19 protein-coding genes and 1 tRNA gene are annotated in these 23,461 nt (G+C 43.7%); 4 read left to right on the top strand and 16 right to left on the bottom strand.

The window, feature by feature from the left end:
• Positions 1-13: 13 nt before the first annotated feature.
• Positions 14-583, bottom strand: coding sequence for an anthranilate synthase component II (locus tag NIASO_RS17660; RefSeq protein ID WP_008588215.1), 570 nt, complete (start codon positions 581-583; stop codon positions 14-16).
• Positions 584-697: 114 nt separating this feature from the next.
• Positions 698-2,113 carry an anthranilate synthase component I family protein gene (locus tag NIASO_RS17655; RefSeq protein WP_008588213.1) on the bottom strand — a complete coding sequence of 472 codons (1,416 nt, stop codon included), beginning with the start codon at positions 2,111-2,113 and terminating at the stop codon, positions 698-700.
• A gap of 383 nt (positions 2,114-2,496) precedes the next feature.
• Between NIASO_RS17655 and NIASO_RS17650 the strand changes: the two genes are divergently transcribed.
• The 3 genes from NIASO_RS17650 (at position 2,497) to NIASO_RS17640 (ending at position 3,180) form a co-directional block, all read left to right on the top strand.
• Positions 2,497-2,570, top strand: a tRNA-Arg gene (locus tag NIASO_RS17650).
• Between the two features lie 13 nt (positions 2,571-2,583).
• On the top strand, positions 2,584-2,835 hold the full coding sequence (locus NIASO_RS17645) for a GIY-YIG nuclease family protein (RefSeq protein WP_008588211.1): 252 nt from the start codon (positions 2,584-2,586) through the stop codon (positions 2,833-2,835).
• A gap of 66 nt (positions 2,836-2,901) precedes the next feature.
• On the top strand, positions 2,902-3,180 hold the full coding sequence (locus tag NIASO_RS17640; RefSeq protein WP_008588209.1) for a GIY-YIG nuclease family protein: 279 nt from the start codon (positions 2,902-2,904) through the stop codon (positions 3,178-3,180).
• On the opposite strand, the gene fucP is transcribed toward NIASO_RS17640, so the two are convergent.
• Genes fucP through NIASO_RS17620 form a run of 4 tightly spaced genes read right to left on the bottom strand, consistent with a single transcriptional unit; the run spans position 3,135 to position 6,746 of the window.
• Positions 3,135-4,385, bottom strand: coding sequence for an L-fucose:H+ symporter permease (gene fucP, locus NIASO_RS17635; protein ID WP_025299108.1), 1,251 nt, complete (start codon positions 4,383-4,385; stop codon positions 3,135-3,137). The genes NIASO_RS17640 and fucP overlap by 46 nt on opposite strands.
• Positions 4,375-4,719, bottom strand: coding sequence for an L-rhamnose mutarotase (locus NIASO_RS17630; RefSeq protein ID WP_008588205.1), 345 nt, complete (start codon positions 4,717-4,719; stop codon positions 4,375-4,377). The genes fucP and NIASO_RS17630 overlap by 11 nt, the downstream gene beginning before the upstream one ends.
• Before the next feature lie 25 nt (positions 4,720-4,744).
• The gene (locus NIASO_RS17625; protein ID WP_008588203.1) at positions 4,745-5,968 is read right to left on the bottom strand and encodes an enolase C-terminal domain-like protein; all 1,224 of its coding nucleotides are present in this window, start codon (positions 5,966-5,968) and stop codon (positions 4,745-4,747) included.
• A 22-nt stretch (positions 5,969-5,990) separates the two neighbouring features.
• Entirely contained in the window at positions 5,991-6,746 is a 756-nt protein-coding gene (locus tag NIASO_RS17620) for an SDR family NAD(P)-dependent oxidoreductase (RefSeq protein ID WP_008588201.1), read from the bottom strand.
• Between the two features lie 132 nt (positions 6,747-6,878).
• Between NIASO_RS17620 and NIASO_RS17615 the strand changes: the two genes are divergently transcribed.
• Positions 6,879-7,739, top strand: a complete 861-nt coding sequence (locus tag NIASO_RS17615; RefSeq protein WP_008588199.1) for an AraC family transcriptional regulator — start codon at positions 6,879-6,881, stop codon at positions 7,737-7,739.
• Here the strand turns inward: NIASO_RS17615 and NIASO_RS17610 are convergent.
• The 10 genes from NIASO_RS17610 to NIASO_RS17565 all read right to left on the bottom strand — a co-directional run bounded on the left by NIASO_RS17610 (position 7,736) and on the right by NIASO_RS17565 (position 23,434).
• Positions 7,736-9,400, bottom strand: a complete 1,665-nt coding sequence (locus tag NIASO_RS17610) for a beta-N-acetylhexosaminidase (protein WP_008588196.1) — start codon at positions 9,398-9,400, stop codon at positions 7,736-7,738. The two genes, NIASO_RS17615 and NIASO_RS17610, sit on opposite strands and share 4 nt — an antisense overlap.
• Positions 9,401-9,453: 53 nt before the next feature.
• The gene (locus NIASO_RS17605; RefSeq protein ID WP_025299107.1) at positions 9,454-11,055 is read right to left on the bottom strand and encodes a sulfatase family protein; all 1,602 of its coding nucleotides are present in this window, start codon (positions 11,053-11,055) and stop codon (positions 9,454-9,456) included.
• A 21-nt stretch (positions 11,056-11,076) separates the two neighbouring features.
• Positions 11,077-12,384, bottom strand: a complete 1,308-nt coding sequence (locus tag NIASO_RS17600) for an alpha-L-fucosidase (RefSeq protein ID WP_008588192.1) — start codon at positions 12,382-12,384, stop codon at positions 11,077-11,079.
• A gap of 38 nt (positions 12,385-12,422) precedes the next feature.
• Positions 12,423-13,898 carry a sulfatase family protein gene (locus tag NIASO_RS17595; RefSeq protein ID WP_008588190.1) on the bottom strand — a complete coding sequence of 492 codons (1,476 nt, stop codon included), beginning with the start codon at positions 13,896-13,898 and terminating at the stop codon, positions 12,423-12,425.
• A gap of 36 nt (positions 13,899-13,934) precedes the next feature.
• Positions 13,935-15,893 (bottom strand): RagB/SusD family nutrient uptake outer membrane protein, encoded by a 1,959-nt coding sequence (locus NIASO_RS17590; protein ID WP_008588188.1) that lies wholly within the window; start codon positions 15,891-15,893, stop codon positions 13,935-13,937.
• A gap of 11 nt (positions 15,894-15,904) precedes the next feature.
• Positions 15,905-19,099, bottom strand: a complete 3,195-nt coding sequence (locus tag NIASO_RS17585; RefSeq protein ID WP_008588186.1) for a SusC/RagA family TonB-linked outer membrane protein — start codon at positions 19,097-19,099, stop codon at positions 15,905-15,907.
• Positions 19,100-19,636: 537 nt separating this feature from the next.
• Positions 19,637-20,806, bottom strand: coding sequence for a glycoside hydrolase family protein (locus NIASO_RS17580; RefSeq protein WP_008588185.1), 1,170 nt, complete (start codon positions 20,804-20,806; stop codon positions 19,637-19,639).
• A 381-nt stretch (positions 20,807-21,187) separates the two neighbouring features.
• On the bottom strand, positions 21,188-21,598 hold the full coding sequence (locus NIASO_RS17575) for a hypothetical protein (RefSeq protein WP_008588183.1): 411 nt from the start codon (positions 21,596-21,598) through the stop codon (positions 21,188-21,190).
• Positions 21,599-21,624: 26 nt separating this feature from the next.
• Complete coding sequence (locus NIASO_RS17570; RefSeq protein WP_008588181.1) at positions 21,625-22,002, bottom strand: hypothetical protein; 378 nt, start codon at positions 22,000-22,002, stop codon at positions 21,625-21,627.
• Between the two features lie 115 nt (positions 22,003-22,117).
• Entirely contained in the window at positions 22,118-23,434 is a 1,317-nt protein-coding gene (locus tag NIASO_RS17565; protein ID WP_025299106.1) for a vanadium-dependent haloperoxidase, read from the bottom strand.
• Between the last annotated feature and the right edge of the window lie 27 nt (positions 23,435-23,461).

The following is a 23,461-nucleotide window of genomic DNA, read 5'->3' as shown; positions in this document are numbered from 1 at the left end:
AACTATTGGCTCTTCACTGCTTCAGCCAATTCCGTATGATCGTTTCCCCCAGTGGGGTTAACACGCTTTCCGGATGAAACTGCACCCCCTGCACATCATATTGTTTATGCCGTAGTGCCATGATCATATCATTATCATCCACCGCTGTAATTTCCAGGTCGGCCGGAAAATTTTCGGGAGCCACCACCCATGAATGATAACGCCCGATCTCAAACCCGTCCGGAATGCCGTCAAAAAGGTTCCCGGAACGTTTTATGATTTTACAATTGGTGGCAATTCCATGATAGACATGGGGCAGGTTATACAGCGACCCGCCAAACACTTCGCCAATAGCTTGCTGGCCCAAACACACGCCCAGTACGGATTTGGAAGCTGCATACTCTTTGATCAGCGGTAATAACAATCCCGATTCCGAGGGGATGCCGGGGCCCGGCGATAAAATTATTTTATCATATTGTTTTATAGCTTCCAAAGGGATCTGGTCATTACGGTGCACTTCTACTTTCTGATGCAGGATCTTTTCCACCATATGCACCAGGTTGTAGGTAAAGGAATCGTAATTATCAAAAACGAGTAATTTCATATCTGTGAATAGTGAATTAGTGAATCGTAAATGGATTGATATATATTCTGCAGCCGAAGAGTGCGACGCAACGGGGATGCCATATGTACTGTTGTTGGGCTCATTAAGAAATTATTAAATATTTTCGGCTTCCACGATGGCCTTTTTTAAAGCGCCGAGTTTATTGATCACTTCCTGCAACTCGCCTTCGGGATTACTGGCAGCTACGATACCGCCGCCAGCCTGGCGGGTTAAAGTATTATTACGACTTAAAAAGCTGCGGATCATGATCGCCTGGTTGCAACTGCCATCGAAGCCCATAAAGCCGATGGCGCCACCATAAAAACTGCGTGCGGTGGGCTCAAATAAACTGATCAGCTCCATGGCTTTTATTTTGGGGGCGCCGCTTAAAGTGCCCGCCGGAAATGTTTTTGCAAACAGATCAAAAGGATTGGTATGCGCCTGAACGGTTCCGTTTACTTCGCTTACCAAATGGATGACATGCGAATAGTAATGCGCTTCTTTAAAATGGCTTACGTGCACATCGCTGCAGCCACGGCTGAGATCGTTGCGGGCAAGGTCTACCAGCATTACATGTTCTGCATTTTCCTTCGGATCCGCTTCCAGGATGCGGGTCTGCTCGGCATCTGTTGTATCATCGCCCGTGCGTTTAATAGTGCCGGCTATCGGATGTATGGTGGCTTTCCCCCGGTGGATGATCAATTGCGATTCTGGTGAAGAGCCCATTAATTTATAATCGCCATAATCAAAAAAGAAAAGATATGGTGACGGGTTGATGCTGCGGAGGGCCCGGTACACATTGAATTCATCCCCGCTGAATTGCTGGGTAAACCGACGGCTCAATACGATCTGGAATACATCGCCGCGGTGGCAATGCGCAATTCCTTTACGCACCATAGCGCGATGCTCTTCGTCGGTCATATTTGACGCCTCCGCTCCTATAGCTTTAAACGGATAGACCGGAACATCTCTTCCTTTCAAAATCGACAGCAGCGCTTCTTTTTCGCTTTTAATAGTTGCTATTTTATTTTCAAGCAAAAACAACTGGTCTTTAAAATGATTAATGGCAATGATATACTGATACAACCGATAGCGTAATAAAGGAATATCTGCCGCGCTGTTTTTAAAACGGCTGCCGGGGATGGTCTCAAAAAACTGGATGGCGTCATAAGTGGTGTACCCATATACCCCCTGGGCATAACGCGCTTCCTTTTGTTCGTGGGGCTCCACTTCAAAATGATCCATAAAACCTGCCAGCACCTCCGCTATTTTCCGGGATCCGGAAAGCTGTATTTTTTCAGCGGTCTGGCCCGGCAATTTACAATCGATCGTATCACCGGAAATCATTTCAATGCCGGCGATAGCATTAACGCCAATAAAAGACCAGCTATTGTTAGTGGCATTATTATCGGCGCTTTCCAGCATGATGGTGTCGCGAAAACGGTCGCGCAGGCGCAGGTAAATGCCCACGGGCGTAAAAACATCCGCCAGCATTGTTTGCACTTCAGTTATAATTTTTATTTTTTTCATCCGTTTTATTTCTTTGTTCTGTTTGAGAGCGATCAACAAAAAACCCCGGTAGCACCGGGGTTTGAATATATTGTTACAATACTGGACAATAGCATTACAGCACCCCGAAAGCGTTGTTATGCCACCACCAATTATTGTTTTTTACAAAATTCATTTGCAGCAAATATAAATTCCAAAAATAAAATCAGCAAATTTTTTACGCGTTTAAGGCCTTGTTTATCAAAAAAAGGGATTTTTGGTCTATATTTGCGCCTCCATCACCCCTGGGAGTCAGGGTCCGATGGCTCTCCTGATAGCCACCGGGAGGATAGAGCACCCCGCGCCTAAGGCGGGAAGGTCATTGGTTCGGTCAATAACTAATGACTTCACAATAAAAAATAATTGGCCCGGTAGCTCAGTTGGATAGAGCAACTGCCTTCTAAGCAGTAGGTCATTGGTTCGAATCCAATCCGGGTCACAAACTCCTTGCTATGCCTTACACCTTTTATATCCTTTATTCCTCTACACTCGATAAATTCTATACCGGTTTCACTTCAGGGCTTTTAGGGCAGCGCCTGCAAAAGCATTTGACCAACCATTCGGGATTTACTGCCAGAGCAAAGGACTGGAAATGTGTTTTCTCGGAAATCTATGAATCTAAAGAAGAAGCCCAGAAAAGAGAAAAAGAAATTAAACGATGGAAAAGCTCTAAACGCATTGCAGCATTGATAGCCGCTGGATAGCGCATCCCGCCCCTAAGGCGGGAAGGTCATTGGTTCGAATCCAATCCGGGTCACAAACTCCTTGCTATGCCTTACACCTTTTATATCCTTTATTCCTCTACACTCGATAAATTCTATATCGGTTTCACTTCAGGGCTTTTAGGGCAGCGCCTGCAAAAGCATTTGACCAACCATTCGGGATTTACTGCCAGAGCAAAGGACTGGAAATGTGTTTTCTCGGAAATCTATGAATCTAAAGAAGAAGCCCAGAAAAGAGAAAAAGAAATTAAACGATGGAAAAGCGCAAAATCTATGACATTCTATACTTTTACCCGGTGCCCCTTCAAAGCAAAATACACAACATAAACATAACACAACGCAGGAAAAAGAAAAGCCCACCTGATACCTACATTATCAGAAATCAGACCCATCAGTGGCGGTATTAGTGCGCCTCCTACGATGCCCATAATAAGCAGCGATGAAGCTGTTTTGGTATAATTTCCCAAACCCTTAATACTTAAGATAAAAATAACCGGGTACATAATAGAAGTAAAGAGCCCCACAAACGCCAGTAAAAACAAAGAGGGATATCCGTTTACTGCAATAGCGCAAATCACAAGCAACAAAGCTCCACCTGCTGAAACAACGAGCATTTTTGGCGGCGCTATTCTCTTTAAAATATAAGCGCCCAGCAGCCTGCCTGCTAATACCAAAGCCATAAACAGCGAAATAAATAAGGCAGCTTTCTGCTCTGTCAATCCCGCAAGATGAAACGATTTGGAATACCGGATTAAAAAGCTGACGATTCCTACTTCAGCACCAAGATAGCAAAAGACGCCTACTACGCCCAAGAGCGTGTGCGGGTAACTAAATATTTTTTTAAATGAATATTGATGAGCGGCTTCATCCTTAATTGCCGGCAATTTAATAAACCGCAACACAACGGCTACTATTAAAAATAAAGCCGCCAGTGAAAGATAGGGCAGTTTAACGAGATTGGCCTCCGATGTTAAAAACACCTTTAGCTGTACCGGGGAATAGCTCCGTATTGTTGTTTCAGAAATATCCTGTTTATGCAATAACAAAAGCGATCCTATATAAGGTGCAAGGGTTGCCCCTGCAGAGCCGATGGCTGCGGACAGGCTCAGCCTGCTGGAAGCCTCATCCGGATTGCCTAATTTGGAGATATAAGGTGTTGCTGTCACTTCCAGAAAAGTAAAACCCGCGGCCATAACAAATAAACCAGCAAGGAAAACGGGGTAATGCCTGGTTTCCGCAGCAGGATAAAACAATGCAGCTCCAACACTAGCTATCAGCAAGCCCATAATCATTCCGGCCCGGTACCCTTTTTTATGAATATACTGACCGGCCGGTATAGCCAATAAAAAATAGGCTCCAAAAAAAGCTGATTGTACCAAAGAAGACTGGAAGTCTGTTAACTGGCAGGCCCGTTTTAAATGCGGGATTAAGATATCATTGATGTTCCGGCTCAGGTTCCAGAAAAACATCAGCCCCATTACTATAAGCAAGGGTACCATGTATTGGGATGCGCTTTTACTCTTATTCGCCATACAGTTCAAAAATTTGTTGCATAGGCACCCAATGTTCGCCCGGTTTTGCAAAAGGCGGCTTTTGCTGGAACCGGTTCATTAGAGCGGCCCATTCTTTTTGCCTGGGCAATTCCGACATTTTTGCGAATCCCGCGTCCAATTCAAAGTCATCCTGTGCCTCTAAAATCATTGCCAGCCTTGTATCAGCACGATAGATATCCATGGAATATATGCCGCAGGCCTTTATACCTTCAATGACCTCCGGCCAGATGGCCTGCCTGGAATGATAGTGCTCATACGTTTTAATGAGTTCAGGGTCATTTTTTAAATCCAGCGTGAGGCAAAATCGTTTCATAATAAATGCGGAATAATTAAAAAATTTATTCTATTAAATCGCAGGAACTACCTGGTTCCTGTGGTGTTATATAAACGCCTTTTTCTATTTGTACAGGTTCTACAAAATACTGTTTCAAATGGGGTATGTGCTCTAAAAACAGCGCCTCATGTCCTAATTTAATATGATTGAACAATACCAGGTGCTGATGTAGCTGCCCCATGTCTCCGACATGCGGCACTACCGGTATGCCATACTTTTTGCACAAGAGACTTACTGTAATAAATTCGCTTACCCCTCCAACCCTCACGGCATCCACCTGCATAAACCCTGCACATTTCGCCTGCAGAAAGTTTTTAAAGAGCACACGATTAGGTACATGCTCTCCCAGGGCCAGCTTTACAGGCCTGATGGCGTCCGCCAGCGTTTTATGCGCATACAGGTCATCCGGGTGGGTAGGCTCTTCAATCCAATAGGGCTCCATATCTTTCAGGGCGTTACAAATTTTTAATGCCTCCGGCAGGTTCCATTTCTGGTTAGCATCAAGCATTACCTTCACATTGCATCCGGCCACTTCCCTAACAATATGTGCCCTGCGTACATCGCGTTCGGGGTTGGAGGAACCCACTTTCAGTTTCATTGCAGTAAAACCATTGTCTACTGCTTTTTTACAGTTTTCTTTTACTTTATCATCAGTATAATTAAACCAGCCGATAGAAGTATCATACCCCGGATAGCCCTTACTCAAAACAGGCAGTCTGTCTTCCATGGTCTTCTGCTCATCGCCGATGATGGCTAACGCTTCTTCTTTCGTCAGTTCATCTTCCATATAGCTGAGATCCAGCGTATTTACAAGTTGCCCGGGGCTTAAGTCTGTTAATAATTTCCAAAGCGGCACCCCTCTCTTCCGTGCCCACAAATCATAGCAGGCATTGGTTACCGATGCCAGGGCTAAATGCACCACGCCTTTGTGAGGGCCCAGCCACCGGAACTGCTGCTCATTGGAAAACCGGTAAAACCAACTGCCAAAATCAGCCATTACTTCTTCAATATCCAGGCCTTTTAGTTGTTCGGCATAAAAAGCCGCGGCTTTGCAAACCAGGTCATTGCCGGCCCCTAAAGTAAAGGCAAAACCCGAGCCTTTGACCCCACTGTCGTCAATAAGTTCTGTAACAGCATACGAGTAAACAGGATCCCGGTGCACCGCATCGCTGCCCGCGCCATTTTGCAATACAAATCTCCTGTCCTTTACCGCTACCCTTTTAATCATAATAATAACTATCTAAGCTCTTTTATTTTCTATACCCCAGCTCTGCTCCCCCGCTAACGGGCATAATACACCCCGTTATAAACCTTGCCTTCCCCGATATCAAAAAAACACAGGCGTCCGCCACCACATCGCCTCCGGGGCAGTAGCCCAATATGTGAATAGCATCCAGGTAGGTTTCTATACTGCCCGCATCCGGCTGCTCCGTAGCCCACTTTCTTAAGGCAGGCGTCCACACACCTGCCGGGGCAACTGCATTTACCCTGATCCCCATTGGAGCATAGTCCAGCGCCATTGATTTGGTAAGCGCATTCACCGCCCCTTTGCTTGCAGCATAAGCAGCGTGCTGCGCCTGGCCAATTTCACCCACCATACTGCTGGTATTAAGGATGCAGCCTTTGGTTATCTTTAAGTACGGCAGCGCATATTTTGTGGTAAAGTATATACTAAAGAGGTTGACATCCATAAACCGGCGCCATTCTGAGACGGTTGTGTCGTGCAAGGTTTTAGAAGGGCTGGCAATACCCGCGTTATTATGCACCGCATCAATTTTCCCGAAACGGGCTATCACTTTTTCCACAGCGGCAGCAACCTGCGCTTCGTCCGAAACATCGCACTGTACATATAAAACCGGCTCGTCTCCGGCCATACGGTCTGGCACCGTTTCCTGAAGGTCTAAAACGGCCACTTGCGCTCCCTCCTTCACATAAGCTTTAGCACACTCCTGTCCAATGCCGCTGGCACCTCCCGTAACAATAATAACGTTACCTGATAAAAGCATAGCAAATCTTATTTACGTTTACAAAGAAAGATAATTTCTTTACAAAACGATTTCAAATTTTTTCCATAGCTAACATTATTTTATCCAGATTATGCTATTTTTATATCTAAAAAGAATAACTAATGCCATAGCATGAAACCGATCCTTCTTAAAATCACATCCGGACCAGCTATCTCTTTCAGCGCCCGCTCTGATAGCAAGTCGTACAAAAACAATAGCTGGCATTACCATCCTGAATTTGAACTGATACACGTCATAAAAGGATCGGGCACTCTGTTTGCAGGCGATGGTGTCCACTATTTCAAACCGGGTGATCTCGTTTTTATCGGAAGCTACCTGCCGCATTATTGGAAATTTGATACGCAATACACCACGGAATCGCCAGAAAAATCTTATACCGAGCTAACACAATTCAAAGGGGACTTCTGGGGAAAAGACTTTTTATCCATACCGGAGAACAAATATATTGCCGCCTTATTGGAAAAAAGCAGAAAGGGTCTTGTGTTCAGAGGCAATAAAACTATTGAAGCCAAAGGCATTCTTACAACACTTATTGCAGCAACCGATACCCGGCGTGTTATTTTGCTATTAGAACTTTTGATAAGCATAGCCTCCTGCAAAAGAAGCCTTCATATCTCTTCGGCCTATCACCACGATAATATCTTTACCCAATCAGAACGCATTACTAAAGTTTACAACTACACGTTGCAACATTTCAAATCAAATATTTATATAAAGGATGTTGCGGCTATTGCCAACCTAACCACTAATTCTTTTTGCAGGTATTTTAAATCCTGCACCCGGAAGAGCTACAGCCAGGTTATTGCGGAGCTAAGAATAGGATATGCCTGCAAGCTTTTGTCGGAAGGTGAAAAAAGCATTAAACAAATATGTTATGAAAGCGGGTTCAACAATATCACCCATTTCAATCGACTATTTAAAAAACTAAAAGATGTACAACCGAATGAATACCGCAAAATGATTAATACTTAGCGCAACAGCGCTTCCGTGATCTTATGATTGTAGTTTAATCCCAGCCATTCATACCGTTTTTGTTCCTGCAACATCCTTTTCTTAAAATCATCCCAATTCTTATGCTTCATATCCGTCCATAGCACTTCACTCATCGCGCTTAAACGGGGAAGTATCATGTATTCTACCTTAGCAGGATTCGCAATATATTCCGTCCATAAACTTGCCTGCCCGCCAATAATATATTTTGACTCCTCATTTGTCAAAGAATCCGAAACCGGGTTGTAATTATATACTCTATCAATGGGCAGGTAATTGCCAGCGGTTAAGGAGTCGTCATTTCTCAATCCGGACCTGTTCAGATAACAATAGCTGGAAGGCGTCATAACAACATTATGATGTTGTCTTGCAGCTTCTATCCCACCCTGCTCACCCCGCCAGCTCATCACCGTTGCATTGGGTGCCAGCCCTCCTTCCAAAATCTCGTCCCATCCAATAATCTGGCGGCCCTTGCTGTTCAGGTATTTTTCTATTCGCTGAATAAAATAACTCTGCAGCGCATGCTCGTCTTTCAAATGGTTTTCTTTCATTCTTTTCTGGCACAGCGGGCATTGCTTCCAGTCGGTTTTAGGGCATTCGTCTCCTCCGATATGAATGTATTTTGAGGGGAAAAGAGAGAGCACCTCATCCAATACATTCTGAAGAAAAATAAACGTCGAATCCTTGCCTGCGCAATAAACATCATCAAAAACACCCCATGTTTCCTGTACAAATTTCTTGCGCCCGGCATCCTGTGCCTGCTGCACCGTCTTTAGCGCAACCATATTGAGCGGGATCGCTGTTGTCCGGTTTGGAAAACAACTCAATGAAGGATACGCCGCTATGGCAGCACTGCTATGCCCCGGCATTTCTATTTCGGGTATTACGGTAATATACCGGGCCGCAGCATAGGCAACCACTTCTTTTATTTGCTCCTGTGTATAGTACCCCCCGTAGGTCTGGTTGTCATTGCCCGTTCCGGGATAATGCCCTTTAATGGTACCATTCCTTAGGGATCCGGTTTGGGTAAGCAAAGGATATTTCTTTATTTCAATTCGCCAGCCCTGATCATCGGTCAGGTGCCAGTGAAATACGTTCATTTTGTACAAGGCCATCAGATCAATGTATTTTTTTATAAAAGCCACATCGAAGAAATGGCGCGAAACATCGATATTTAATCCACGATAAGCAAACCGAGGCGTATCCATCACCTTGACGCAAGGCAATGCCAGCTTTCCGGATTTTTCAAAAGGAAGCAGTTGAATAAGTGATTGAACGCCATAAAACACCCCTTCGGGATCATTACCGGTGATCGAGACTTGCTTACTGGTCAGATGAAGCGCATATCCCCCCGGCACTTTGCTTTTGCCTGTTTCTTTCATTTGCAAAACAATATCCCGTTGCGTATTTTTTTCTCCCCTGGCAACTACAGCAATTTTAAACCCATAATACTGCGCTAAGTATTCGTTGAATAATTTGGCAGTTTTAAAAAGCCTGTTATCCCTCACAATAATTTTCGTTTCTGCATTAAGTACAAACGTTCCATTTTCCTGTTTTACAAAAGCCGGCTTAGGAATGAGGTTAACCGTTTGTGCCTGAATAAAAAACGGGATAAAAAGAAAAAAAGATGCAAACAGTTTCAATTGTATAGATTTTATTATTTGAACTACCGAATACCTTGCAACAATTGGCCCACCTACTTCCCGGACAGGATCGTCTCTGCATCTGCCTGGTGGTATTTTTTTATAAGGCTATTCAAATCTTCTTTTAATTTTTTTACCAATACTGAATTTTTATTTTTCCCGTAGATATTGTGTACTTCATGTGGGTCTGCTTCCAGGTCATACAATTCCCAGTAATCTTTAGGATTGTAGTCTTTAATCAGCAGCGACCCCTCATTAATTTTTTTTTGCCTTTTCTTAGGATCATAAAAACGGATCAGTGTATAACGGTGTGTGCGTATGCCAAAATGTGGCAGCGCATTATGTTCGTTGGGATATTCGTAATAGTGATAAAACACTTCATAACGGAAATGCTTCCCATTGCCTTTAAATACCGGAATTAGTGATTTGCCTTGCATATCTGGCGGCACTTGCAACCCTGCCAGTTGCACTAAAGTAGGCGCAACGTCCAGCAACATCACCAGGGTGCTATCCTCCCTGCCGGGCTTTATCAGTTGCGGGTAACGAACGATGAACGGCGTTTTAAACGATTCTTCGTACATGAATCTTTTATCGAAAAAATTATGCTCGCCTAGGTACATTCCCTGATCCGAAGTATATATTACAATGGTGTTCTTATCCAGCCCGTTCTTATCGATGTAATCCACTATGCGGCCAATATTACGATCAAGGCTTAACCCTGTAGCATAATAGTCACGCATATAGCGCTGGTATTTCCACTCCGCCAGGGCCCTTCCCGAAAGGTGCCTCGACTTAAAATCACTATAAATTGAATCGTAATATTTATCGAAATATCTTTTCTGGGAGACAGTGAATCTCGTATAATTATCCTTACCAAAGCCTGTATCGGCAGCCATCTTCAGATCATAACCCAAACGCATGGAATGTGCGATGTTCATGTCATTTACACTTGCCGCATAGCGGTCTTTATAATCATCGTAGAAATCAACCGGTAGTGGAAAATCCACTTTATCAAACGCGCCAAAGTCGGCTGTATCGGGTATCCATGAGCGGTGTGTGGCTTTTTCTCCAACGACGATACAAAAGGGTTTTGCCGTATCGCGCTGTTGCAACCAATTCAAAGTAAGGTCAGTAATCGCATTGGTGCAATAACCCTGCATGGTTGCTGTGTCACCTTTCATATCTATAAAGTTGGGATTGTAATAATATCCCTGCCCTGGTAATATTTTGAAATAATCAAAATGTTGTGGCATCGATTCAAGATGCCATTTACCTATCCAGGCCGTTTGATAACCGGCTTGCTTAAGATAGCTTGCAAATGTAGGTTGAGCAGCATCGAAACGAGAGAAATTATCTTTAAACCCGTTGATATTACTGTATTTCCCGGTGAGCAGACAGGCGCGACTGGGGCCGCAAAGTGAATTCGTTACAAACGCATTGGCGTATGTAACCCCCTGGGCTGCCAGCCGGTCAATATTTGGCGTAGCGTGGTAAGGGGAGCCATAAGCTCCGATGGCTTGATAGGCATGATCATCCGAAACTATGATTAAAATATTCGGTCGCTTTGTTTGCGCATTGGTAAAAAAAGTCGCGAAAACAAAAAAGAGTAACAGTGCGTTTTTTATATGTAAACCCTTTGCGCTCAATAAGTGCATACGTTTAGATTTAGCTGAATTCTATTTTTCTATTATGTTGGCCTGCTCTACATTTTTATTCATTTCCAACACTAAGACCGCGTCATTTTCATCTGGCAAGATCTGCGGTAATTCTAATGTAATACCCTTCTCGCCCTGCTTAAATTTAACTGCAATTCCTTTTAGCCAATATGCTTTTACGACCTGCACATTGGGAACAGCCGCCAGGTTCAGTTGGCCGCTGAAGTTTTTAAATAGATGAATAAATATCCTATTTTGTTTACGCGTAGCTGCCATTACAGAATCCGGGACATAAGGCCCTCCTAAAGTGCCATAAACAGATTCTCCATAATGCTGCAACCAGCCGCCCATCTCCTGTAATCTTTTTACCTGACGCAACTCCATTCTTCCATCAGGCATTGGACCAACATTCAATAACAAATTTCCATTACCTCCGGCGGTACAGGCTAACGTTTGAATACATTCTTTTAACGGCTTCATAGCATCGTTGGGTTTCCATGCCCATTGCTTGCAGATGGTTATGCAGGACTCCCATGGAAAGTCCATATTCAAAGCACCAATCTTTTGCTCGGGAGTGGCATAGTCGCCAACTGATTCGGCGGTTAATTTATCATGCTCATTTTTTCCTAACCTGTTATTGATTATCAACCGTGGGTTTAATCGTTTGAGATAATCGTAGATTTCTTTACCATCGGCTTGCGTCCAGGGCTTTTCCCAATTACCATCGAACCAAATCATATAAGGATCATAGTTTGTAACTAATTCCTTTAATTGATTTTTCATATACAAGATAAATTTTCCCATATCCGCATTTTTGTCTTCTCCTTTTCCATCGTTATGCAGGGGATAATTTTTATCGTACCAATCCAACACGGTATAATAAATACAAAATTTAATTCCATGCTGCTTACACGCCTTTGCCAAAGCGCCTACCACATCTTTCTTAAACGGTGTATGTGCAATATTATAATCGGTAAAAGCAGTAGGCCACAGACAAAAACCATCGTGGTGCTTTGCAGTAATCACTAAATACTTCACACCTGCTTCCTTTGCAGTCTTTACCCAATCATCTGCATTAAAAAGAACCGGGTCAAACTCTTTATAAAGGCTGTCATAATCATTTTGCGGAACCTGGTGATTTCTTGACCAGCCTATTTCCGTTCCCCTCAACGTAACCGGTCCCCAATGCACAAACATCCCAAAACGCAAATCCATAAAATCTTTAACTTCCTTTGTTTCGGTGCGGCGCATTTGGGCATTTTGCTTCTGCGCGAACAGAGCGCCAGATAATGACAGCAGGAAAGCGGCAAAGACAAAATTCTTTTTCATTGAAATGTTTTTAGCTAAGTCATTCGTATAATTCCTTTTTACTTTTTTTCTCCGCTGTTAATCTGCGCAGCGGGCCGGCATTCCGTACAGGGTGACTTTGTAATATCATCGCCCAACGTTTTACGGTATTTATCTGCCAGCGCTTCCAATTCTTTCATCAATTCGGGGTGGGCATTTTGCACATCCTGTGTTTCTCCCGGGTCATGCGCCAAATCATATAAGGCCCCGGGCACATTTACTTCCGCATAGCCGCCGGGGTAGCCGTTCTTTCCCGGCATATACGTTTTATAGGTTTGGCTTCTGTGCGGCGTCACCAGCTTCCAGTTGCCTTTCCGCACGCCTTCCAGGTTGTTCCGGTGATAATAATAAGCAAATTCATCCCTGGGGTTAGCGCCGGGTTTCATCAGCAATAAAGAAGAAATATCCACCCCATCTATTTTGTTGGCAGGCATGGAGGCGCCTGTAAGTTTTACAATAGTGGGTAACAGATCTATAGTTGAAGACAGATTGCTGCAAATAGTTCCGGCAGGAATAGTGCCGGTCCAATGCATAATACAGGGCTCTTTCTGGCCGCCATCCCAGCTAGTGCCTTTACCTTCTCTTAATCCGGCGGTATTTCCCGCATGATCTCCAAAGGTGAGCCAGGGACCGTTATCGCTCGTAAAAACAACTAAAGTATTTTTATCCAACCCTTCCTCTTTCAATGTTTTCATGATCTCGCCAATGGACCAGTCCACTTCCATCATTACATCTCCAAACAGGCCGACGCCACTTTTCCCTAAAAACCTTTTGGACGCATAAATGGGCACGTGCACCATTGCATTTGCCAGGTACAAAAAGAAGGGTTGTTTTTTATTTTTCTTTATGAACTGGCAAGCTCTGCGCGTATAAATGCCTGTAAGTTCGCCCTGGTCTTCTAATGTATTGATGTACCTGATAGGTTTGTCGCCCTCCAGTAAAGGCAATGGAGGATATTTGAATTTAGGATTAGCAGGATCTGTAACCGGCTTTCCATCATAATCCACCGGCCACATATCATTTGAATAGGGCAAACCCAAATATTCATCAAACCCATAATGAATAGGTAAATAGGGAGCTTTAGCGCCCAGGTGCCACTTCCCTATCATCGATGTTTTATAACCATTTTTTTTGAGGAGGGAAGCGATCGTTTCTTCCTTCGGATTTAAAGCCATACTTGCCCACGGCATAATGGCGCCAGAGATTCCTATGCGGTTTGGGTAACACCCCGTAAGCAATGCAGCCCTGGATGCCGTACAGGTAGCCTGCGCTGCATAAAAGTTGGTAAACCGCATGCCTTCTGCCGCCAACCTGTTGATGCTTGGTGTATGATAGCCGGAGCCATTATAGCATTCAGGATCACCATAACCCATATCGTCCATCAGGATGATGATGATGTTGGGTTTACTGGTAGACGAATGAGGCGCCTGCGCGGATAATTTTCTGCTGTTAACAGCCAGCAGCAGCAGTAAACAATAAACATACAACCTTCGCATAGAATAAATGTTTTAAATCATAAATGAATAGCACTACTACCATCCCGGATTCTGAGAAAGATCCGGATTAATTGCTATTTCCTGAAGAGGGATCGGTTCCAGGTAATATTTATCCAGCCAACCGATGGGCGCCGGCAGGTTTTTTACATATCCCGAGTTCCCTCCGCCATCAATCAAAATATTGGTGTTGTTGAGGGTTGTTGACCCGATCTTAATATTGGGATACATCTTGTTTTTGTCATAAATTTTAACCCCAAGTAATGTGGTATTCATATAGGCGCCCTTGCCCCATCGTTTTAAATCATTAAACCGGAATCCATCGCCAAACAACTCCACGCGGCGCTCTCTTCTGATCTCCCATAAAACCGGATCTACAGAGGGATCCCTGTTTAAATCAAACCCACCATCAATAGCCGCCACTGTCATTTTCATAGCGGGCCAACTGGTGGGGTTAGCTCTTTTGCGCAATACATTGATGGTTTGATCTGCAATTCCCTGATCAAATGCACCCAGCTCCCACATCGCTTCAGCATAGTTTACCATTACTTCTCCTATCCGGAAGAGCGGACAGTCCTGTGTACCTCCATAATTAGAGCTCCCATCCATCGGCAGGCGATTATAAAACTTCCAGAAAAAATATCCCAGTTTACCAACCATCTGGCTGATGCCCACCGCTGCAGTGGGAAGATGACTAAGCGCCACAGTATAAGAGGAAAAATGAGGAAAATTAGGGATCACATTTCCGGATTTCATGTCAACAGTCTGAGAAAGCGCAGGAAGTTTTTTCCCTACATTACCGGCAATAGAGTCGTTCATATAATGAATAAAATAGCCATGATCCGGATTGGGGTCATAGGCCCATAGGTTATCTGAATTCCCCGCCTGGTTCGTAACTGATGTATTGATGAATTTAACACTATAAGGAGGCACTACCATATAGTACAAACGCCGGTCCCGGTTTTTAAACGCCGCATAAATAGAATCGTCGCCTTTATACACACTACTGGTGGATACGGGTCTTCCGTCCGTGCAAAGGAAACTTTCCACTGCATTTTTTGGTACTTCGCAGTTCCATGAGGTGCTTGCAGTATAACGGGTTACCTGCGGATTATTGAATATAGTATTTACATATTGTTTATATAAGATAATACCGGGTTTACCGCCGCTAAGATCCTCTGAATTATATACATCATCATAGTTGCTCATCAAAGATGGATAGGATGCGATCAGTTTTTGCGAATAGGTTTTGCAGGCTTCTAAGTATTGATCCGCCCCCGTCAATCCATGATATTTTCGCCACGTACCTTCAAACAGTCCGAACCTGGACAGCAGGAAGCGCACACAATCCTGGTTGATCGTATTTGTTTTTGCCCCTTCGCCGGCAGGTTTAATATGACTTTCAGCCCATACTAAATTATCCAGTACATGCTGTGCCACTTCATCTCTCGGAGTACGGCTGCCAAACAATACACTTGTGGATGTATCTGACAGCGCGTGCTCCAGCCAGGGTACATCGCCAAAGGCAGCAATAAGGTCATAATAGCGCAGGGCCCTGAAAAAATATCCCACACTGCGCCAGTGATCTTTATCGGCCTGCGACATAGATGACTGATCAATATTGTCCAGCAAAATATTCACCCTTCTTACATAAGAAAAATTCCATTGCGCTATCTCCAGAGAACCGGTATTGCCACCCGCGGCAGAAGGAGCTAATTTAGATTGATTGGCGTAGGCAGACTGGGTGCCACTACTGATATTATCGGAATTGGCATTTTCCTGGCTGTTAAAAGCCGGCGGCATCGTTGCCCCTGAATTACCATAGCCAGCAAAATAATCGTACAAACCCCATGCATAGGTTTGAAAATTCTGATAAGTAGCAAAAGCCGTTTCCGCCGTAAGTTGATTGGCCGGCTTTTTATCCAGAAAATTTTTAGTACAACTACAAAAAACAAGAAAGATAAGTATTATGCTAATTTTGAATCTATTTCCTAACATAACAATATAATTTAAAATGAAACATTTACACCAAAAGAAGTTTTACGCATAAACGGGTATCCTAATCCCCCGCCTGCCGTTGATCCCTGCACCGCAATATCCGGATACATTCCTTTGGGCATATGGGTAAACGTATATGGATTTTCTACACTAACAAATACCTGCAATTTGTTTATATGAGCTTTTGTTATTACCGGCTGCGGAATACTATAACTTAATGATAAGTTCTGAATACGCATATACGCACCGTTATATAAGAACTTCGTCTGCACAATCTGGTTATACCCCTGGTTTGGGCTATTCACATTATCAGTATAAATCCGCCCATAATAAGAATTGGTATTAGCAGGCGTCCAATAATTCAGTTGATTGGAATACAAGGCGCCATAGGTCAACCATTGGTTTGGGAAGGCCAAAGTATTATTCTGCCAGATATCCTGTTTTCCTACTCCTGTAATTACGAATGAAAATTCAACGTTCCGATAGGACACTCCGCCTGAAACCCCGTATTGATATTGAGGGGTACTGTTTCCGATAATTTTGTAATCTCCGGGATCATCCAATGTGCCGGAGCCACTGGTAATAACCCCGTTTCCGTCAAAATCTTTATAAACAATGTCGCCCGGATTAGGCGCCTGCCCGTTTTGCTTGGGAATCCCCGGCTTTAAGGTACCTCCTCTCAGGTTTGCATTTAATGTACCATCTACAAAATCATCTGTTGTATAAAACCGGTCAGTAACATAGCCCCAAATTTCACCCATGCGCTTGCCGTTATACAAAGTACCATTTGTAATAACATTTTTAGGGTTATTGGCTCCGGTAACAACTGAATTATAATTGTATAAACTTCCATTAATATAGTAGCCTACTTTCCCTATTTTATCTTTCCATCCCAACTGAATCTCAAATCCTTTTGTGCGCAATGATCCGGCATTTTGCAAAGGGGCTCCGGTACCCAATAGCACGGGAAGGGGTGTGGGATTGGTGGTAAGAATATCTTTTGTATCTCTCTGATACCAATCAAATGCACCCGTCAGTCGGTTCCTTAAAAATCCAAAATCAACTCCAAAGTCCTTAGTAGCCACGGTTTCCCAGGTAAAATTGCCAACCAGTATCGGGGGGTTTAAAGTACCTACCTGAGTGCCATTATACAACCAATTGGGGATATAGGAAGTCATACCGGCAAAAAACTGGTAGTCACTAATATTCTGATTTCCTACGGAACCATAAGAAGCCCTCAACTTCAGCTCGTTCAAATAGGGCTTCAGCCGCTGCATAAATTCCTCTTCAGTTATTCTCCATCCTGCAGACACGGAAGGGAAAAAACCCCAGCGACTTCCCTTCGGAAATTTAGAAGATCCATCATAACGGCCATTCACCTGGAATAAATATTTGCCGCCGAAGTCATAATTCAGTCTCCCAAAAAAACCCTGGGTAGCATAGTCCAGATAATTATCCGAAGCCTTAAAAGGAATTAACCCGGTGGTACCCGATAAAAAAGGCAGATCGGGGCTTAGCATACCGGATGCCGTAGTAGATTGAATTTCATAGTTATTTTCTTCCTGGTTATAGCCTGCTGTAAGCGTAAAATTATGGCGATCAATTGCCTTTACATAGTTCCCAAAAACATTCAGCGCATTGTAACGGGTGCTCGCATTGCTTTTCGAAAAATTATCAGACCCGATCGTTTCTGCAGTATAGCCATAAGGGTTTATGAAACCGCCTACTTTTTTGTCATAGGTTGTTACTTTATTAAAGTTATTATCAATGGTATACTCTCCGGTTATAGTAACTCCTTTTACAGGTTTTATAACAGCACGTCCGGTGATGCGTATATCATCATAACGCGTCGTTGTAGGCGCCGTAGCCATAATCTGGTTTTTCGCGGTATTCAGTATTCCGGGTAACCCGGGAATAGAGTCCGTCGCCAGTGCAGAAGGTAAATTTACGGCATTGCCAAACGCATTGGTATAAAAAGGGGCAAGCGTATTTGAGCTGCTATAATTCGCATCCAACTGCATGTTCAGCCAGGAAGCCACATCAGAGGTTACGATAGATTTGATATTATAACGGCTAAAATTATCCTGGTGCGCCTGTGGAACAAGAATACCGTTCTCATTGGTCGTACCTAAAGACAGACGGTAAGTTGTTTTTTCCGTCCCCCCATTTACGGAAAAGTTGTGCATTTGCTGAAAGGCATGATTCCCTAATAAATCCTTAACCGGGTCCGTTGCTTTAAGTTGATAAAAAACGCCGTTCGCCTGGGTATAACCTAAAGGATATTTCGACGGATCCGCATCATACTCTTTCAGAAACTCCGTCCAGGTGGCCAGATTCTGATTCCCGTTGTATACAGAAGCCATCCCACCATCAATCCAGGCCTGCACCTGCTGCAGCGGAGTAGCTTTCTGAGGAAGATTTATGGGGGTCGATATCACAAAGTTATCACTGTAATTAAACTGTGTTTTGGTATTTTTTTTACCGGATTTGGTTGTAATCAATACAACTCCAAACGCCGACCGGGCGCCATAAATAGCAGCGGCTCCTGCATCTTTTAACACAGTAACCGTTTCAATATCATTCGGGTCCAGCAAATTAGTAGGCCCATTATAGGGCACATTGTCCACCAGGATAAACGGCCCACCGGAATTAATTCCTGAAGTGGTACCACTGCCAAAATCTGTGCCGCCCCTGATATTCCAGGAACTAGAGGCTCCGGGTTTGCCGGAGTTAATGGTAACCTGCAGTCCGGGGCTTGCCCCTTGCAATAAAACACCCAAATTGCTTACAGGCCGGTCGCCCAGCACTCCTTCCATTTTTATGGTACTGACAGCTCCCGTTACTTTGGTTTTGTTTTGCGAACCATACCCCACAACAACCACGTCTTCCAGCCCTTTTACATCCTTTTTCAACGTGATGTCAAGAACGTTTTGATCGGTTGTGAGCCGGACCTCTGTGGTCTCATAACCAATACCGGTAACCACAATAGTTGCCTCTGGCTTAATGGCAATGGTATAGGCGCCTCCGGCACCGGTCATTACCGTATTTTTGGTCCCTTTTTCCGCAACCGTAATACCGGTGAGCGGCTGCCCGCTTTCATCTCTTATAGTACCTGATATCTTTTTCTTTGCCGGATTCTGGGCGCTTACAGCAAGCGTGCTCAGGAGCATTAAAAAAGCGAGCAACAGTTTGTTTCCTTTTCCCATAATTTGTATACTGTATGTGTGATTAAATAAAATACGTTGCGAATCAGCAGATACCTTGTTTTTTCAATCAGCACAATGGTCCACACAAAACTCCCACTCAGAAAAACCAACCATTAGCGAGCTGAACAATCTATTTTGGCACGTCAATAACTCCGGCAATACGTCGCAGCAATCAATCAATTCCAGTACAAAGGAAAATAAAATTCAATACCAATCGTTTCGTATCTGTACCAATACATACACTATTTTATCATAAATAGCCAATAATTAAAAAATAAAGAATAAATAGGTAATAGCTCAAGAAAAATAATAGCATTATACCCTTGTTGGATTCTTAAAAAAACGGTAAGCAGCCTGCGTTTTATATAAAAGAAAAAGGGGGGTTGACTAAAAAGGGTTTCGTTATACCAACCAATATTACGCAGTGTGGTTGCTATTTGCGATGGCTACTAAGTATCTTGAAAGTGATCAGCAAATAGTTATCAGAAGTATCCGGTCCTCCGTCAGAAAAGCAGAAATTAATGCCAGGATTGACCCCTACTGCCCGGACAGTTTAAAACAAACATTGAAACTATTATATTCAAAGTCAACAATGGGCGTACTTTCTTTTGACGGCTCTTTTACGGATGCGGCAGCAAACAAAGCTTGCAGCTTTCCGTTCTTATCCTGCAAAACAAAAGGTCGTTCCAGGTGCGCTAATGCTGTTGCAGGCTTTCCTTTTATTTTCAGGTTTCTTAAAGACACGACCGGGTGTCTGGCAGCCTGCCAATGTAGACCGTCAGCGGAAGTAACTAATGCAAGCGCCCCAAACTGCGGTGCCAATACCTTATTATTTGAAAAGTATTTCACCACGGCATAAAAACGTTTTCTTTTTTTATCATACCACAGATAAGGGTCTTCACAGGCCAGCGAAGCATCGGTGAATACCTGCCCCAGCAACTTGAAAGGACGGTCGGGGGCATCGCTTACCGCCATCCACATGGTCATATTGCCCACATTGGGTTTGCGGGATTTGAATATCATATAATATTTTCCGTCCGGACCCTGTGTTACGCTGGGATTGGTGGCTACCTCAAATGTATGCACATTGTCCGGCTGCATTAACGGCTCAGGGATCATCGTGTAATTGCCCTTAACAAGATCGTTGATAGAGGCAGCCTTCAACGCGCCAATTTTTTGCGTGCAATTATACTTCAGCCAGTGTAGCCAATCGCCGCTTACTTTCCGGTTATCAGTAAAATGAAATGAGGAATCAAATGCGTTACTGATATAATACAGGTAATAATAATTTCCGAATTTCCTTATTTGTGGATTATGCATCGTATACCGGTTCCATGCGCCGGGCGCCCCGCTTCCCTTTAAAATAGTCTTTACGTAATGGTAAGGCCCGTCCACCCGATCGGCAACAGCGTAAGCAATTTCCGAATATTTCAGCCAGCCGCTGAAGCCATTAAAAATATAGTTCAGCGAATCATCGTCTAGCGTCCGGCTGCCATGCGGCCAGCGGGAGTAAAACATATGATATCGCCCATCTTCACCTTTTACAACACTACTGCACCAGGTATAAAACGAATCAGATAGAAATAGCTGGGATGGATTAATCTCCTTCTGCAACATTGACTGCAAATCAAGATCATCCTGTGCCTTAACAGCGGCTGTCAAAGCATTCAAAAAAAGTAACGCAAAAACATAAGCAATTTTCCTCATTCCTGTAATCTCTTTTTGGGAACGGAAGGTAAGATTTTTTTACTATGACCTCTTTCATTGAACCTTTAGGATGAATGTTCGAGTACAGTAACTGCTTTGATAATTATAAAGATAGATTTTAAAAATAAAAAATTATTACAAAACAGTAAACATCAATTTTTTACGATTAGGCTATATACTAAGCAATAAAGTTGCTTAAACACAACAAGGTTCAATCCGGATCACTTTTGTAACCAAGCACGTACACCATTGTAAATGCTCTTTTGCTTTGGCACTTGCAGACAAATAACGTAAAAAACACCTGTTTCCATAGCCGCAGCGTCCGGTTTTATTCATTCCAGCTCGGTCAACAAAAAACCACCGTTTCGGGTGGCTATAATGTTACTTTTTTTTTAGTTCTTCATTAATATCGCTTTTTCGGGCCTTCCACATGCCTCCCGTAGCTGGGTCAACAATTACCATCCCAATGGCCCCTCCAATTAAAATATTACCGAAGTACCAGCCATTAATGCCAAACTTAATAGGTACTGTTTTTTCTTCGTACCCGTCAGCGGAAAGTTTAACCAGATACTCATTTTTGTAAAAGAACCCAGCACCTTTTTTTAGTTTTACGATAGCGGGCGTTACGCCAGTAAAAACTTCCTTCTGGTCAATGTTAGTGATTGAAATTTTCGCTTCATTGGGTGTACTTGCAATAGTGAATTTTTGGCGCGATCCGGTAAAAATAGTTGCGCAACTCTGTAGCAGTAATGCTGCCGCTACGATAGCGGCAAGTTTCGATCGTTTTCTCATTTATGTAGTTTTAATTGTTAAGCAGCTTATTTCTTTAATTGCGATAGCATCCCAGGCAAATACCTTTTTATAATCATATTGGCCATACCATAGGCAGCGTTAAACCCATTGAGGGCGGCGGGATTGGTTTTAACTTCTTTGGAGCGGGTTATTTCTTTGCCTTTCTTATCTGTTATTGTCGCATACGCTTGATACGGTTTTTTGAAAGCAACCAGCTTGTATTGCCCTGTAACAAAATAATTCAGCGAATAATCGAAATCTATGCTATCTATTTTGTACCCATCATATTTTAGCTGCCTTATAAACGCCTCCTTGCTTCGTGGATCGTCCGCTACTACTGTAAGTTTTTGACCAAGGGAAAACATGGGGAATACAACCAAAACGGCAATAATCGTTTTTATCATAACAGTTCGTTTCGGCTAAGGTAATAAAAAACGGAGCATACCCCTAGTGTTAAAAAGATGAGAGAATTATCATTTATGCTCTTTTTTGAGGGATCTCCAAGTATTGTTACTGCGATTAAAAAGTTCCTTGCTTAATATTTAATTTTTCCACCACATACTTCCCTATCGCCGTACCCTCATCCAACCCGTTTTTTATAGAAGGCATATAATGAATACCTCCGTAAAAACGGCTGATGGCCGCTTCCTCTGCGGCCTGGCGGAAGGATGAAAACCTGCGGGGCGGCAGATCAAATTCCGTTTCTGTAGCATCCACATAGCTAAAATGATCGCCAAATAACGAAGTCAATATTTCTGCGGCGCAGGCCGATACCACGCTGTGCCCGCTTGTATATTCCGGGAAGGGAGGCGTTTGCAATAATGGCAGCCAGTCAACATCTATATATTGATTGATATAGGTTTCAGGGCGAATAACATTACTGCGGTATTTCTCATCCCAACAACTGATAAATGCATCGGCGATGCCAATGGCCGCAAATGCATAGGCTTCCGCAGTAGCTACCACATCTTTCTGCAACTGCCGGCATGCCATCGCCGTGATATTGATCCAATGCCCACCGGGCGATATTTTTTTTGTGGCGAACATCACGTGCCCGCGCAGATTTACCTTAAACGGATTGCAATCCCAAAAACTTGCAATGGCCGTTTGTTCGGAGGTAAGCCCCTTCCCGGCATAATAAACGGCATTTGCTTCTTTGTAAAAACGGCTGGCGGTATCGGTTGAAAATGATGGCGGAGGCGAAGGCTTAAATTGCGCCGCGTCTATCAAAAAAGGTCTGAGCTGGTTCCAGTGCGGTTCCACCGCTTTAATATACGCCGGAGGAGTGGGCTTCCAATACCCCGGCGCATTGTTCACCGCATACTTGGGTAAAGAACGTGTTTGCAGGTAATGATCGGCCGCTGCCCAGGAAAGTATATGTGCCGCTACCCGGCTTCCATACGCCAACGAGCTATCCATTACACTGCCGGGCATTCCATCTGCCTTCATGGTTTGAATAACGGTTTGCCGGAAGTTATCCATTACCGCTTCGGATATCACCATCGATTTGCCTACTGTCAGCATCGCCTGTACTGCCGCAAGGGTAAAACTGTATTGCACAGCAGGAACGGGCGCTGGCGCGGGTTGTAAACCGTGCACCCGGCCGGCAAGCGAAACATAATTGCTATTGGAAGGCACCAGCGTTTCGTAGGCTGCAACGCTAACATAAGCATAGGTACGACTTGCCACAGGCGGGGAATAAATATCATGCACCATAATATCTGTGAGCAGTTTCACTGCACGATGCAAATACTCAGGATCTTCTGTCTTTCGCAGCCATTGAGGCTGGCTGTGGGCCGCTAACCCCATAACCATTGTTACCAGTAAGGCCACCATCTGTATACAATTTTTTCTCTTCAGGAA

This window comes from Niabella soli DSM 19437 (genome assembly GCF_000243115.2).
GTDB lineage: Bacteria > Bacteroidota > Bacteroidia > Chitinophagales > Chitinophagaceae > Niabella > Niabella soli.
Note: the sequence above shows the minus strand (reverse complement) of the source record. Positions and strands in the feature narration are given on the sequence as shown.